Below are 13,253 nucleotides of genomic sequence, written 5' to 3'. Positions count from 1 at the left end.
ACTAACGGATGGCTTAGGAAGGGAAGAGCATGGAACAGCAGTACGACGTTGTTGTGATCGGTGGCGGAGCGGCCGGGTTGAGTGCGGCCGTCACGTTGGGCAGGGCATTGCGCTCGGTGCTGGTCATCGACGCAGGAGAGCCCAGGAATGCGCCGGCGGCAGGCGTCCACGGATTCCTCTCCCGGGACGGCATGAGCCCGCTGGACCTGCTCGCTGTAGGGCGGGAGGAAGTCCGGAAGTACGGCGGCAGCATCGTGGAAGGGGCTGCGGTAGCGGCGCGCTCGACGGCGGAACCCGGCCCGGGCGCGGAGCCCGCCTTTGCGGTGGAGCTGGCTGACGGGCGGTTGGTTGCGGCGCGGCGTTTGCTCGTTGCGACCGGCCTGAAGGACGTGCTCCCGGACATCGAGGGCATCCGCGAACGCTGGGGCAAGGACGTGCTGCATTGCCCGTACTGCCACGGCTGGGAGGTGCGGAACAAGGCGATCGGGATCCTGGGAAGCGGGCCGATGTCCATGCATCAGGCTCTGCTCTTCCGGCAATGGAGCCCGGACATCACCCTGTTCCTCAATGGCGTGGTGGAGCCAACTGAGGAAGAGTGGGAACAGCTGGCAGCCCGTTCCATCACGGTGGTTGACGGCAAGGTGGCGTCCCTCAAGGCCGAGCATGATGCTTTGTCCGGCGTCACCCTGGAATCGGGTCAGACCATCCCCGTGGAGGCCGCAGTAGTGGGGCCGCGGATGGAGGCGCGGTCAGGTGTCCTTGAGTCGCTCGGTATCCAACCGGCCGAGCATCCCATGGGAGTGGGACACCACGTGGAAACCACGGCCCTTGGCGGTGCGACATCGGTCCCCGGCGTGTGGGTGGCCGGTAATGTCACGGACCTGACGGGGCAGGTGGTGGCTGCAGCTGCCGCGGGCAACATGGCCGGAGCGGTGATCAACGCCGACCTCATGGTGGCCGAAACCCGGATGGCGGTGGAGGCAGCCCGGCAGGGGTCTCCCGCAACGGTTCACTGACGGACTAGCGTGGTGCCCAGATCCTTCCGAGCCTTGAGATGGGACACCATGAGAATCGTTGTTATCGGCGGTAGTGGACACATCGGCAGCTTTCTGGTGCCGCGGTTGGTGCGGGGTGGCCACGAGGTCATCAACGTCAGCCGCGGGAACCGGGCACCCTATGTGGAAAGTCCGGAATGGAGCCAGGTCCACAGCGTGGCGGCGGATCGGGAGCAGGAGGACCGGGATGGCACCTTCGGTCAGCGGATCGCGGAACTGCGTGCCGACGTCGTGATTGACCTGGTGTGCTTCACGCTCGAATCAGCCGCGGCGTTGGTTGAACGCTTGCGCGGCGAGGCCGGGCACCTGCTGCACTGCGGTTCCATTTGGCGTTATGGGCCAAGCCGGAAGGTTCCCATTCCCGAGGAAGCCGACCTCCCGCCGTACGGTGAATACGGGATCCAGAAGGACCGGATCGCCCGGATGCTCAAGGAGGAAACCGCGAACGGTGGGCTGGCCACCACGTCGCTGCATCCCGGCCACATCGTGGGTCCGGGCTGGCAGCCCATTGGCCCGCTGGGGAACCTGGACCCGGACGTCTGGCACACGCTGTCCGCGGGCGAACTACTGACAATCCCCGACAGCGGGACGGAGCTCATGCACCACGTGCACGCCGATGACTTGGCGCAGGCCTTCGACAAGGCAGTGGAGCGCCGGCAGGAGGCGGCGGGGGAGGACTTTAACATCGTGGCTCCCACCGCCCTCAGCGTCCGCGGGTACGCCGAGATCGCGGCCGGGTGGTTCGGGCAGGCAGCCCGGCTCAACGCCGTCAGCTGGGACGAGTTCCGCGGCTCCACTCCGGAAGAACATGCCGAGGCCAGCTGGGCGCACTTGCACCGCAGCCATTGCTTCTCCATCAGAAAGGCCGAACGGCTCCTCGGATACCAGCCGCGCTACGAGCCGGACGCGGCCGTGCTCGAATCCATCCAGTGGCTTGTCGCTAACGGGAAATTGCGCGTGGCGGGAGGGCTGCGGCCAAGCAATTAACGGTCGACTTGTGGCCTGAAGGCGAGGACGATTAAAGGGCAGCCATTGAAGGAGGTTGGTATGTGCTACGCGTACTATCAGGACTTCGAGCGGCGCACGAAGAAGGACTCCGCGCGCAAACCCGAAACCCGCAAGACTGAGGAAACCCCGGTTCAGCCCGTCGAGAAGCGACCACAGACAGAAGGCGCGCTGTGGACGTTCCTGGCCCGCCGGCGTCGGGAATTCGAAGTCTCCGAACCGGAGACCGAACGCATTCGCGAGAAAGTCTGATTCAGGCAACGCGGGGTCACTTGCGGCCCATCCAGAGGGGGATTAGGGGCCGTAAGTGATCCTGCGTTGCTTTAAGCCGGGGCGGTGGTTGTGCTCCGGAGAACCAGCGCGGGTTCGATGAGGGTGCGCTCGGGTTGGAGGCTGTCGTCCTCGAGGCGTGCCAGCAGCCGGCGTGCCGCGTCCATGCCCACCACATCGCTTCGGTTGTCGATGGATGTCAGGTCCAGGTAACGCGACTTCGCCAGGGGCGAGTTGTCGTAGCCGATCACCGAGACATCCGATGGCACGGACAGCCCGCGTGCCTTGAGCGCGGCGAAGGCTCCCAGCGCCATGGTGTCGTTGGCGGCGAAGATCGCGGTGGTGTCCGGATGGTGGTCCAGGAGCCAGCAGGCGGACGCATAACCGTCCTCTTCCGATGTTCCGCCGGATTCGGCAACCACTGCGTCCGCACCCGCAGTCTCCATGGCGCGGCGGAAACCCGCCCGCCGGTGGGCGGAGGCGCCGTCGTGCCCTGACAGGTGGCCAATGCGTGTGTGGCCCAGGTGCAGAAGGTGGTTCGTTGCCATGGCGCCGCCGAGGTCGTCATCGTTGGTGATCAGGTCGGCTCCTGCGGGGACACCCTGGCGCCAACCGGCGACGACGGTGGGCGCCCAGGTGCGGGCCAGCATGGACTCGCTGGGCTCGGCGGCGATGACCAGGGCGTCCACGTGCATGGCGAGGAGGCCGTCCGTGGCTTCCTTGATCCGGTTCTCGCCGGGTCGCGAATCGGCCAGGGTGACTTGGTAGCCGGGCTCGGAGAGGACAGATTCCATGCCGCGGAGCAGGTCCACGAACCAGAGGTTCCGGTAGTCGTCGATGACCAGCCCGATGCTCTTGGTGCGGTTGCTGGCCAGGGTGGTCGCAGCGCGGCTGGGCCGGTAGCCGAGTTCGGTGATGGCGTGGTGCACGGCGTCCCGGCGCTTGGCGCTGACCCTCTCGGGGTCCTTCAGGAAGAGCGAAACCAACGACGGCGAGACGCCGGCCTGGGTGGCGACGTCGTAGAGGGTGGGGCGTCGGGGCTGGGGAGTGGGCCGCACGTCGGGTGTTTTCACGGAGTTCAGCATGCCTTTCGGGTCTGTCTTCGAGGATAGTCGGCCAATGATTGACAGGACATATGGACATGGCTACGATCAATGCCAGTGCAAAAATTGTAGCGCTACAAAATGCCGTTCAGTGCCCTATCTGACGGCGGAATTTCGAAGGAGAAATCATGGCTGAAAGCCTCGGCGTCGCCGTTATTGGTGCAGGCATGGCGGGTAAGGCCCACGCTGCCGCGTATCGCACGGCCTCTGCCCTCTACAGCCCGGTGCTGCCCAAGGTGCGGCTTGTCTCGATCGGCGACGTGAACGCCGAATTCGGGTCCCTGGCCGCCCGCCGGTTCGGGTACGAACGCAACGACACGTCCTGGCAGGCCATTGCCGAGGCTGACGACATTGACGTGGTCAGCGTTGTGATCGCCAACTCGCTGCACCGCGAAGTGGTGGAGGGATTGTTGGCGGCCGGCAAGCACGTGCTGTGTGAGAAGCCGCTGAGCGACACCCTGGAGGACGCCCGCGCCATGGCCGACGCCGCCCGCGCCGCCGAATCCCGGGGCAACCTGGCCCGCATCGGGTTCACGTTCCGCCGCACCCCCGGCATCGCCTACATCCGTGAACTGATCCAGAACGGCGTACTGGGCAACGTGCTGCACTTCAGCGGCCGGTACTGGACCGACTACGGCTTCAGCCCCTCCGCTCCCATGAGTTGGCGCTACAAGGGCGGACCCGGCTCCGGCGCGCTGGCCGACGTCGGAAGCCACCTGACCTACGTCTCCGAGTTCCTGTGCGGCGATATCACGTCCATCAGCGGCGGCCGGCTTGCTACCTCGATCGACAAGCGTCCTCTGCCGCTGGCCGCGGTCATGGGCCATGACCATGTTGCCGTCAGCGACACGTTCGAGGCGGTCGAAAACGACGACTACGCGGCCTTCAACGCCGAGTTCGCCAATGGTGCGGGGAGCTTCGAAGTGTCCCGGGTTGCTGCCGGGCACGCCAACAGCCTGCAGTTCGAGGTGTTCTGCGAAAACGGCGGAGCCAAGTTCGACCAGCGCCGCCCCAACGAAATCCAGCTCTTCCTCAACGACGACTCCGGTATCCAGAACGGGTACCGCCAGGTCATCCTCGGACCGGGCCACCCGTACATCGCCGGCGGTCTGGCGATGGATGCGCCCGAGGTCGGTTTCGGCCAGAACGACGCGTTCGGATACCAGGCCCGCGCCTTCCTCGAAGAGATTGCCGGCTTGTCCGAAGCAGAGTCCCTGCCCCGCTGCGCCACGTTCGATGAAGGCGTCCGCAACATGGAACTCCTCGGTGCCGTCACCGAATCGGCCCTGAACAACGGAAAGAAGATCTCGCTATGAAACTCGGCGTCTACAACGCGATCCTGCACGACCGCCCGCTTCCCGAGGCACTGAAGGTCATCGCCGATCTTGGCCTGACCGGCATCGAGATCAACACCGGCGGGTTCCTGCCCGCAACCCACGTACCCACCATGGACCAAATCCTGGAAAGCGATGCCGCCCGCGATGACTACCTGGGACTCTTTGAGGGCACCGGGGTGTCCATCGCCGGCCTGAACTGCAACGGAAACCCCCTGCACCCGCGCCGGGAAATCGGCGAGAAACACGCCGAGGACATCCGCCGCTCCATCCGCCTGGCAAGCCGCTTGGGACAGAACCGCGTGGTCACCATGTCCGGGCTGCCCGGCGGCGAACCCGGCGCCACCACGGTCAACTGGGTGGTCAACGCCTGGAACTCGGCCGCGCTGGACGTGTTGGATTACCAGTGGGGCGTCGCCGCGGAGTTCTGGAAGGAAACCGACCGGCTCGCAGCCGACCACGGCGTCAAGGTGGCGCTGGAACTGCACCCGCAGAACATCGTGTTCAACACCGCCGACGTACACAAGCTGATCGAACTCACCGGAGCCACCCACGTGGGCGTTGAACTGGACGCCTCGCACCTGTTCTGGCAGCAAATGGACCCCGTGGCCGTGGTCCGCGAACTCGGCCCGCTGGTGTTCCAGGCCGCCGCGAAGGACGTCCGCGTCAACACGGACAACGCCGCGCTCTACGGCGTCCTGGACAACAGCTTCCGCAGGCTCTCCCCGGAAGAGAACCGCACCAACCTGGGCGGGGACGAGTGGGCCAACGAATGGCCGAAGAACTCCGCCTGGGACTTCGTTGCCCTGGGCCGCGGACACGACACCGCCTACTGGACCGAATTCCTCCGCGCCCTCCACGAGGTGGACCCCAACATGCTGGTCAACATCGAACACGAAGACACCTCGCTCGGCCGGATCGAAGGACTCGAAGTCGCCGCCAAGGTCCTCCGCGACGCCGACGCCGCCCTCGAAGCATCGCTCAACGTCCCCGCATGATGCGTATCGGAGTGGTGGGGTACGGCGTCGGCGGAAAGTACTTCCACGCACCGTTCATCGAAGCCGCCGAGGAGGTGGAGCTCGCCGGAATCGTGGCACGCTCCGAGCCCAAGCGGGCCGAGGTGCAGGCCGACTATCCGGGGCTTCCCGTGTACGAAAGCCTGAAGGAGATGCTCGCTGCCGGGGTGGACGCCGTCACCATCACCACTCCGCCGCACACCCGCAGGGACCTGGTGCTCGAGGCCCTTGCCGCGGGCGTGCACGTGGTGGCAGACAAGCCGTTTGGCCCGACGGCGGCTGCCGGACAAGAGTTGGTGGACGCTGCGAAGGAGGCGGGTGCGGTGTTGAACGTGTTCCACAACCGACGCCGCGACGCCGATATTCTCACGCTCGCCAACGTCCTGTCCTCGGGGGAGTTGGGCGAGCCGTGGCGGGTCCACTCGATCATGGACCAGGACAGTGCGGACACTTTGGAGGTCGGTCCAACCGGGGGACTGTTGCGGGATTTGGGCAGCCACCTCGTGGACCAGATGCTGTGGCTCCTGGGACCGGCGACGCACGTGCACGCGAAGCTCGACTGGACGGAACGGTTCGGGGAACGGACCGACTGCGGCTTCTTCATCACGCTGACCCATGCCTCGGGTGCCCTGTCCACGGTCTCGGCCACCAAGCTGAACCATTCCACCACGCGGGAACTGCGGGCTTACGGGAGCCAAGGAAGCTACATCGCCTCCGGCGCCGACGTGCAGGCCGAAGCGTTGTTTGCCGGGCGCCGTCCGGCAGCGGATCCGGAGAACTGGGGGATTGATGTTCCTGGGAATGCAGGAATCCTGGCGGTCAACGGAAGCTCCAAACGCATCCCCTCGGCCCAAGGCAACTACGCCACGTTCTACACGGAGTTCGCCCGGGCCGTCCGGGGCGAGGGGCCGGAGCCGGTTCCAGCCGAGGAGGGAGTGCGGACGCTCGAAGTACTGGACGCGGCCCGCCTCAGCGATGCAGAACAGCGGGTAGTGGCGCTCTAGCTGATCCAAGCCCGTCCCAACGGACGACTCACCCTGGAACGCCGCGGTGAATGGTCCGTTGGGCGGGGTTTTGCGTTTAGGAACCGAGCTCTGCCCGCAGCGGGTACGTGCCGCCGTCGAGAATCACCTGGATGCACGTGCCCGTGGACGGGTTGAGGACGATCGGCGCCATGAGGTTCACCGTGGTCTTATCTGCCGAGGGATTCACTACCACCAAAGTGGTCCCCTCCGTGGGGGCCAGTCCAACGGCCTCCAGCGCAAAGCCCGGAATGGCCGGGGCGTAGTCCGGCACGTACACCGAAGCGTCGGCGACGAACATCCGTACCTGCGGATTCGTGGCCTCCAAGGCGAACAAGCCATCGGCGCCCGGAACACCACGAAGGGTGAAACCTTCCGCGGCCTCGAGTCCGGGCAGGGGAGCCGCGAAAACCAAGGCCGTGCTCATCGCAGGAAATCCATCAACGTAGGCTGCAATACCTTGGCGGTCACCGCGAGGGCCACCTGGTAGTTGGTCTCCTGCACCTTCAAGTCCATGACAGCCTTTCCCAAATCCAGGTCTTCCACCCGGGACCTCTGCGTTTCCAGCGTAGCCTTCATCCCTTCCAATGAGTCCTGGGCCTGGCCCAGGCGTGTTTGCCGCATGCCCACATCGGCGCGGCCATCGATGACTGACTGGATCCCTGCGCCAATGGCCGCAAGCCGACCGTTGGGGTTGACCCCGGCGCGGATGTCAGCCACAACATCACCCACCATGGCGAAAACCGAGCCGGCGCCGCTGCCGAAGATCGCACCGCCGTCGGAATCCACGCGCACGGTCCGCGACGCATCCACCCGACGCTCCACCGAGGCTCCGGCCCCACCGTTGAACACGGGGGGAGTGGCGTTGGTGAACGCGCCGTCCGTATCCGAGCTGCCTGCGAAAACGTTGCGGCCCAGGTACTGCGTGTTGGCCTGCGTCAGGAGGTCCTTGCCGAGACCTTCGATTTCGACGGCGATGGCCTCCTTGGCGGAATCGTTCAGCGTGCCGTTGGCCACCTGGACCACGAGGTCCCGCACCCGGTTCAGGATGTTGGTGGACTGGCCCAACGCCGTGTCAGCCGCTGCGAGCCAGCCGTTTCCGTCGCTGATATTGCTGCCGTACTGGTTGGCCGCGTTGAGCTGGCCCCGCAGGGCAATGGCCTGTGCGGCGCCGGCGGGATCGTCCGAGGGACGGTTGATGTTCTTGAGCGTGAGTGCGCGGTCCTGCAGCTCGGCCAGCCGGGTTTGTGCCGATTGCAGGCTGCGCTGCGACGAGGCCGCCATCATGTGGGTGGTCACGCGGTTGATCATGGCTTACCTTCCCACCAGTCCGGTGCGGTTGATGAGGACGTCCAAGGCCTCGTCGATCGCGGTCATCACACGGGCCGCGGCCTGGTAGGCGTGCTGCCCGGCGAGGAGGTTGATGTTTTCCTCGTCCAGGCTGACTCCCGCGCCGGAGTTGCGCTGCCCGACGGCGGCAACTCCCGCTGCGTCGGCCAGTTGCGAATGCTGTTGAGCCGAGCGGGAGGCCATGCCGATCCCGGAAACGACTCCGCTCCAGAAAACATCCGGCGACGTGGAGGAGGAACCAATGAGGGAAAGGGAATCGGCGATGCTGCCATCCAAGGCACCCGCGCCCGCAGCCCCCGTGGCGATTCCGGCCGCAGTGCCCGGGACCACCCTGAGTGACAGGGCCGCAGGGACACCAGGTGTGGTGGCGAAGAAGTCCAGGTTGCCGGCACCGGTGGTGGACTGCCCGGTGCGGTGGATGGCGTTGACGTCGTTCATGAGCTGCGTTGCGAAGGCATCGTAGGATGCCGCGGCCTGGGCGAGGGCGCCGCCATTGCCGCTCCCGTTGGCCGGTGCCAGGAGGGACACCGCCCCGGCGAGTTCACCGCCGTCGAGGTTTACCGCCATGCCCGGGCGGTCCGCCCATTCCAGCTGCACCGGTGTTGTGCTGCCGAGGGTCGTGGGGCCGGAGAGGGCCAGTTGCCGCGCTGACGTCCCGGAGACCAAGGCGTTGCCGCCGATAAAGACGTCCGCTGTGCCGTCGGCGTTTTCGCGGACCGTACCGCCAGCCATGGCAGCGATGGACTCGGTCAGTTGGTTCCGGGCATCGATGAGCTCGTTCGCGGACCCGCCGGCAGCCACCGTGGACCGGATCCGCCCGTTGAGGTCCGCCACGCGCCCGGCGGCGGCGTTGAGCTCGTTGACGTTGGCCGCGGCTTCACCCCGGACCCGGCTCCACTGGGCGTCCAGGGCCTTGTAGCCCGCAGCAACGGTTTCAGTCACGGTGGCCGCTGACTCGAGCAGGACCGACGACGGAGCGGACTCGCCCGGGTGGTTCGCCACTCCCTGCCACGCCGCCCAAAAGGTTTGCAACGCCGTCGAGAGTCCATGGGGGCCGGGTTCCTGCAACGATTCCTCGAGCCGCTGCAATTCCGTGGACCGGATGGTCGCGTACCCGGATGCTGCGGCGGTGTTGCGGACACCCGCGTCGAGGAAGCTGCTGCCAAGCCTCGCGATTCCATCAACGGAGACTCCTTGTCCGGCCTGCCCGATGCCGGCGTTGAGCCCCACGGGGAGGGGTGCGCCAATGGCAGACTGTTCAATCCGTTGACGGGTATAACCGTCAGTGGAGGCGTTGGCGATGTTCTGGCCGGCCAGGTTGATGGCTTGTTGCGCTGCGGTGAGTCCGCGGTAGGCCGTGTTGAGTCCGCCGAAAGTGCTCATGTGTTCCCCTTCAGAACTTCCGGTCCACCAAATGGGCGGAGGACGAATCGCCGGTGCGTCCGTGGGCGTCGTAGGTACCGGCTGCTGGCTTCAGGTCGGCCAGCGTCTCCTGGGTGGACCGGACCGCTGCCCGGAGGAACTGCTCGTTGGCGTCGCGGAGTTCCTTGATGGTTGCTGTTTGCTGCCGCATGGCCGCCAGATGGGACGTCAGCACATCGGCCCAGGCGGGCTCCGGTGCGGCGGCGGCCAGCTCGGAGAGCGAGGAATCTGCGGAGATACCCCACTGTTCTGCCACGGCCGCAATCTCTACAGCCCTGGCAAGTCCGGCCTTGGAGACACGGTCCAGGACCTGTTCCACTTCCCGGGTGCCATGCGGCAACCAACGGGACTTGCCGGCCGTCAGCAGCAGTTGCTCTTCTTCGAGCTTGAACGTCAGGAGATCCAGGAGCTCGCGTTCGCGCCACAGCAGGGCTGACAGTTCATGGATGGCCACTGAGGTCAACTCCAGTTCTGGTTTGGGGATGTCCCCACTAGCTATCGGCCGGGCGACCCCAAGCGTTAGGCACGCCCGGGGCCAAAAGCCGTTCGAAGTTTTTGCTAACCGCTCGCGTGGGCACCGCCGATAGTGCGGTGTGACGGCCCACGGATGGGCTGCCACACAGTAAGTCCAGATCACGGAGGAAAAATCATGGGCATGCAGATCAACAACAACCTGATGGCAAACAACGCGTACCGCAGCTTGAATGCCACGCAGGACACCCTCGCCAAGTCGATGGAAAAGCTTTCCAGCGGCCTGCGCATCAACCGTGCCGCTGACGATGCGGCCGGTCTTGCCATCTCGGAGGGCCTCAAGTCCCAGGTGAGCGGCTCCTCGGTTGCCGCCCGTAACGCCCAGGACGGCATCAGCATCATCCAGACCACGGAAGGTGCCCTCACCGAAGTCCACTCCGTACTGCAGCGCATGCGCGACCTCGCAGTCCAGGGTGCCTCGGACTCCAACAACGCCGACGCCCGTACGGCCATCAAGACCGAAGCCGACTCGCTGGGCAAGGAACTGGACCGCATCACGCAGTCCACCAACTTCAACGGCATCGACCTCCTCAAGGGTGGCGCGGCGCTGAACATCCAGGTGGGTACTGCCGGTTCGGCCAACGACGTCATTGCCGTCAACCTCGGCGACGTAGCAACGGCAGCGGGCACGCTGTCCGGCGCAGCCGGTGCCACGGGCTTCGACGTCACCACCAACGCCAACGCCCAGACCACCATCACGGCGATCGACTCGGCCATCAAGGCAGTCTCCACCCAGCGTTCGGACCTCGGTGCAAGCCAGAACCGCCTGGACCACGCCATCAAGTCGCTGAACGTTGCCGGCGAAAACCTGCAGGCTGCACAGTCCCGCATCGCGGACACGGACATGGCTGCGGAAATGGTCAAGTACACCAAGGCCAACATCCTGTCCCAGGCAGGCACGGCCATGCTGGCACAGGCAAACCAGTCCGGCCAGGGCGTTCTTTCGCTCCTGCGCTAACGCCTCTGGGCTGACGTGGTGACCGGCCGGGCCCCCATCCCGGCCGGCCGCCGCTCGGCGCGGCCCGTGAACAAACCTGGAAGGAGAACCTGTGACAACCGCTATCGACGGGCTCGCCAGTGGCCTGAACACCACGGCGATCATCAACTCCCTGATGTCCGTCGAAGCCTTGCCGCAGACCCAGCTCAAGACCAAGCTGGCGTCCAACCAGACTGTCATTTCCACCCTGCAGTCCCTCAACTCCAAGCTCACCGCGCTGAAGGACCTTTCCGTTGCAGGTTCCGCCACCGGCGCGCTGAACCTGTTCACTGCCACCAGCAGCTCCCCTTCCGTCACGGCAAAGACCACGACGGCGGCCACCGCGGGATCGATCGACCTGACCGTGACGCAGCTGGCCCAGACGCAGGTAAACGTCACCGCGGCCATGGCCTCCTGGCCCACCGACGGTGGTGCGCCGGCACACCTGACGATCGTTGATTCCACGGGTAAGAAGACCGAGATTGCTCCCAACAGCACGTCCTTGGATGACGTGGTTTCGGCGATCAACGCAGCGTCCGGCGGCGCTCACGCGGTGAAGGTTCCGGCCGGCAACGGCACATACCGCCTGCAACTCACGGCGTCCACGTCCGGGGCAGCCGGAGCCTTTACCGCCTACCAAGGTACGGCCGCCCAAGTGGCGGGCGGCACCGCGGTGGACCTTATGGCGGACCCGACCGCCGCCGTCGTACGCTCCGCCCAGGACGCCAAAGCGACCCTGTACGCGGGCACTGCGGCGGAGCAGGTCCTGACCTCGGGAACCAACACGTTCACGGATGTGTTGCCGGGCGTGTCGGTGACGGCCACCGCGGTGAGTACCGGGCCGGTGACCCTGACCGTTGCCAGCGACGTTCCGGGCATCACCAAGAAGGCCGAAGACCTGGTGAAGTCCGTCAACGACGTCCTCAGCTTCGTGTCCATGTACAGCGCAGTCTCCAAGACCACGGACTCCAGCGGAGCCACCGTCCCCAAAGCCGGGATCCTGACCGGCAACACCAGTGTTCGCGCCGTCAATGACCAGGTGGTGGCGGCACTTTCCCGGCCGATCGGCGGGAAGTCGCCGGCCGAGTACGGCATCAACATCACCAAGGACGGGAATTTCACGTTCGATTCGGACAAGTTTGCCGTGGCTCTGTCGGCCGATCCAGCGGCGACCCAGGCGGCGGTGCAGGCTTTGGCAGGGCGGGTAGCCGACGCGGCCAAAGCCGCTTCAGATCCCTACAACGGCTCCATTTCCGGCCTCATCAAGGGCCGCGAATCCGAAGTCCGGGACCTGGGCACCAGGATCGCCGACTGGGACCAGCGCCTGGCAACGCGCCGGGCCACGCTCCAGTCCGTCTACACCAACATGGAGGTGCTGCTCGGCGGCCTCCAATCGCAGTCCACTTGGTTGTCCGGGCAGATTTCCAGCCTCCCGAAGCAGTCCACAGGAGAATAGCCATGACCTACAGTGCCTTTCGCGCCCAGCAGCTCTCGCGCTACAACGACGACGCCGTCCTGTCCGCACCGCCTGCCCGGCTGCTGACCATGCTGTACGACCGCCTCCTGCTGGATGTGAAACGCGCCCGCCTGGCCCAGGAAAGCGCCAATTGGGACTCTGCCCGTGAGAACCTGCTGCATGCCCAAGCGATTGTTGCCGAGCTGCAGTCCACACTCCGTGTGGATCTGTGGGACGGCGCCGCTTCGCTTGCCAGCATCTACGAGTACGCCATGCAGGCGCTCATTGGCGCCAACATCTACCGCGACGTGGAGCGGACCAAGGAGTGCATCGAGCTCCTGGAACCCCTGCGGCAGGGGTGGCACGAGGCGGCGGCGCAGTTGCCCGTGGAGACTGCGTCCGGAGCTGCCTCGGGGCGGGCTCTCGGTGTCGCTTGACGCTTGGTCCGCTGTCCTGGACCGTTTGGAGGCGGACATCGCCCTGGCTGTTTCCGGTGGGTTCCCGCCGTCGTGGGAGCCGCCGCGTGATGCCGGGCCGTTGCCCGTCGCCTTGGAGGCACGGGCACGGCAAGTCCTGGATGCACAGGCCGACGCCATGGACCTCCTGGCCCGCCTGAAGAACGACGCCGGCTCGCAGCTCGGTGCGCTCGCCGCGGTCCCGCCCGGGCCGGGTTCCTCGCGGCCGCTTTTGTTGGACGTGCGCGGCTAACCTCC

The 13,253-nt window shown here is 65.9% G+C and carries 15 protein-coding genes; 10 read left to right on the top strand and 5 right to left on the bottom strand.

Annotation, left to right across the window (positions count from 1 at the left end; all coding sequences use genetic code 11):
• Positions 1–29 precede the first annotated feature (29 nt).
• The 3 genes from ACIQT2_RS17995 to ACIQT2_RS17985 are packed head-to-tail and all read left to right on the top strand — an operon-like array spanning position 30 to position 2,312.
• Complete coding sequence (locus ACIQT2_RS17995; RefSeq protein ID WP_402949099.1) at positions 30–1,016, top strand: NAD(P)/FAD-dependent oxidoreductase; 987 nt, start codon at positions 30–32, stop codon at positions 1,014–1,016.
• 48 nt (positions 1,017–1,064) lie between these two features.
• Positions 1,065–2,042, top strand: coding sequence for an NAD-dependent epimerase/dehydratase family protein (locus ACIQT2_RS17990; RefSeq protein ID WP_402949096.1), 978 nt, complete (start codon positions 1,065–1,067; stop codon positions 2,040–2,042).
• Positions 2,043–2,102: 60 nt separating this feature from the next.
• Entirely contained in the window at positions 2,103–2,312 is a 210-nt protein-coding gene (locus ACIQT2_RS17985; protein WP_402949094.1) for a hypothetical protein, read from the top strand.
• A 71-nt stretch (positions 2,313–2,383) separates the two neighbouring features.
• Here ACIQT2_RS17985 and ACIQT2_RS17980 read toward each other — a convergent pair whose 3' ends face one another.
• Complete coding sequence (locus ACIQT2_RS17980; protein WP_402949091.1) at positions 2,384–3,403, bottom strand: LacI family DNA-binding transcriptional regulator; 1,020 nt, start codon at positions 3,401–3,403, stop codon at positions 2,384–2,386.
• Between the two features lie 158 nt (positions 3,404–3,561).
• On the opposite strand from ACIQT2_RS17980, the gene ACIQT2_RS17975 reads away from it, so the two are divergent.
• The 3 genes from ACIQT2_RS17975 to ACIQT2_RS17965 are packed head-to-tail and all read left to right on the top strand — an operon-like array spanning position 3,562 to position 6,787.
• On the top strand, positions 3,562–4,749 hold the full coding sequence (locus ACIQT2_RS17975; protein WP_402949088.1) for a Gfo/Idh/MocA family protein: 1,188 nt from the start codon (positions 3,562–3,564) through the stop codon (positions 4,747–4,749).
• Positions 4,746–5,765, top strand: coding sequence for a sugar phosphate isomerase/epimerase family protein (locus tag ACIQT2_RS17970; RefSeq protein WP_402949085.1), 1,020 nt, complete (start codon positions 4,746–4,748; stop codon positions 5,763–5,765). The genes ACIQT2_RS17975 and ACIQT2_RS17970 overlap by 4 nt, the downstream gene beginning before the upstream one ends.
• Positions 5,765–6,787 (top strand): Gfo/Idh/MocA family protein, encoded by a 1,023-nt coding sequence (locus tag ACIQT2_RS17965; protein ID WP_402949290.1) that lies wholly within the window; start codon positions 5,765–5,767, stop codon positions 6,785–6,787. Before ACIQT2_RS17970 ends, ACIQT2_RS17965 begins: the two co-directional genes overlap by 1 nt.
• A 76-nt stretch (positions 6,788–6,863) precedes the next feature.
• Here the strand turns inward: ACIQT2_RS17965 and ACIQT2_RS17960 are convergent, their stop codons facing one another.
• The 4 genes from ACIQT2_RS17960 to ACIQT2_RS17945 are packed head-to-tail and all read right to left on the bottom strand — an operon-like array spanning position 6,864 to position 10,031.
• Positions 6,864–7,232: a flagellar assembly protein FliW gene (locus ACIQT2_RS17960; RefSeq protein ID WP_402949083.1), complete on the bottom strand. Its 369-nt coding sequence runs from the start codon at positions 7,230–7,232 to the stop codon at positions 6,864–6,866.
• On the bottom strand, positions 7,229–8,116 hold the full coding sequence (gene flgL / locus ACIQT2_RS17955; protein ID WP_402949080.1) for a flagellar hook-associated protein FlgL: 888 nt from the start codon (positions 8,114–8,116) through the stop codon (positions 7,229–7,231). Before flgL ends, ACIQT2_RS17960 begins: the two co-directional genes overlap by 4 nt.
• A 3-nt stretch (positions 8,117–8,119) precedes the next feature.
• Entirely contained in the window at positions 8,120–9,538 is a 1,419-nt protein-coding gene (gene flgK, locus ACIQT2_RS17950) for a flagellar hook-associated protein FlgK (RefSeq protein WP_402949077.1), read from the bottom strand.
• 10 nt (positions 9,539–9,548) lie between these two features.
• Positions 9,549–10,031, bottom strand: coding sequence for a flagellar protein FlgN (locus tag ACIQT2_RS17945; RefSeq protein WP_402949074.1), 483 nt, complete (start codon positions 10,029–10,031; stop codon positions 9,549–9,551).
• A 195-nt stretch (positions 10,032–10,226) separates the two neighbouring features.
• Here ACIQT2_RS17945 and ACIQT2_RS17940 point away from each other — a divergent pair, with 195 nt between their 5' ends.
• The 4 genes from ACIQT2_RS17940 to ACIQT2_RS17925 all read left to right on the top strand — a co-directional run bounded on the left by ACIQT2_RS17940 (position 10,227) and on the right by ACIQT2_RS17925 (position 13,248).
• Positions 10,227–11,066 (top strand): flagellin, encoded by an 840-nt coding sequence (locus ACIQT2_RS17940; RefSeq protein ID WP_400333909.1) that lies wholly within the window; start codon positions 10,227–10,229, stop codon positions 11,064–11,066.
• A 91-nt stretch (positions 11,067–11,157) separates the two neighbouring features.
• On the top strand, positions 11,158–12,540 hold the full coding sequence (gene fliD / locus ACIQT2_RS17935; protein ID WP_402949071.1) for a flagellar filament capping protein FliD: 1,383 nt from the start codon (positions 11,158–11,160) through the stop codon (positions 12,538–12,540).
• 2 nt (positions 12,541–12,542) lie between these two features.
• The gene (gene fliS / locus ACIQT2_RS17930) at positions 12,543–12,977 is read left to right on the top strand and encodes a flagellar export chaperone FliS (RefSeq protein ID WP_402949068.1); all 435 of its coding nucleotides are present in this window, start codon (positions 12,543–12,545) and stop codon (positions 12,975–12,977) included.
• A complete protein-coding gene (locus ACIQT2_RS17925; RefSeq protein ID WP_402949065.1) occupies positions 12,967–13,248 on the top strand; it encodes a hypothetical protein in 282 nt (93 codons plus the stop codon). The genes fliS and ACIQT2_RS17925 overlap by 11 nt, the downstream gene beginning before the upstream one ends.
• Positions 13,249–13,253 lie beyond the last annotated feature (5 nt).

The organism is Paenarthrobacter sp. NPDC090522 (assembly GCF_044769225.1).
GTDB lineage: Bacteria > Actinomycetota > Actinomycetes > Actinomycetales > Micrococcaceae > Arthrobacter.
This window is presented reverse-complemented; position numbering and strand designations above follow the sequence as displayed.

Coding starts and splice junctions, on each gene's coding strand:
- ACIQT2_RS17995 (WP_402949099.1), top strand. CDS start 30: ATGGAACAGCAGTACGACGTTGTTGTGATCGGTGGCGGAGCGGCCGGG.
- ACIQT2_RS17990 (WP_402949096.1), top strand. CDS start 1,065: ATGAGAATCGTTGTTATCGGCGGTAGTGGACACATCGGCAGCTTTCTG.
- ACIQT2_RS17985 (WP_402949094.1), top strand. CDS start 2,103: ATGTGCTACGCGTACTATCAGGACTTCGAGCGGCGCACGAAGAAGGAC.
- ACIQT2_RS17975 (WP_402949088.1), top strand. CDS start 3,562: ATGGCTGAAAGCCTCGGCGTCGCCGTTATTGGTGCAGGCATGGCGGGT.
- ACIQT2_RS17970 (WP_402949085.1), top strand. CDS start 4,746: ATGAAACTCGGCGTCTACAACGCGATCCTGCACGACCGCCCGCTTCCC.
- ACIQT2_RS17965 (WP_402949290.1), top strand. CDS start 5,765: ATGCGTATCGGAGTGGTGGGGTACGGCGTCGGCGGAAAGTACTTCCAC.
- ACIQT2_RS17960 (WP_402949083.1), bottom strand. CDS start 7,232: ATGAGCACGGCCTTGGTTTTCGCGGCTCCCCTGCCCGGACTCGAGGCC.
- flgL (WP_402949080.1), bottom strand. CDS start 8,116: ATGATCAACCGCGTGACCACCCACATGATGGCGGCCTCGTCGCAGCGC.
- flgK (WP_402949077.1), bottom strand. CDS start 9,538: ATGAGCACTTTCGGCGGACTCAACACGGCCTACCGCGGACTCACCGCA.
- ACIQT2_RS17940 (WP_400333909.1), top strand. CDS start 10,227: ATGGGCATGCAGATCAACAACAACCTGATGGCAAACAACGCGTACCGC.
- fliS (WP_402949068.1), top strand. CDS start 12,543: ATGACCTACAGTGCCTTTCGCGCCCAGCAGCTCTCGCGCTACAACGAC.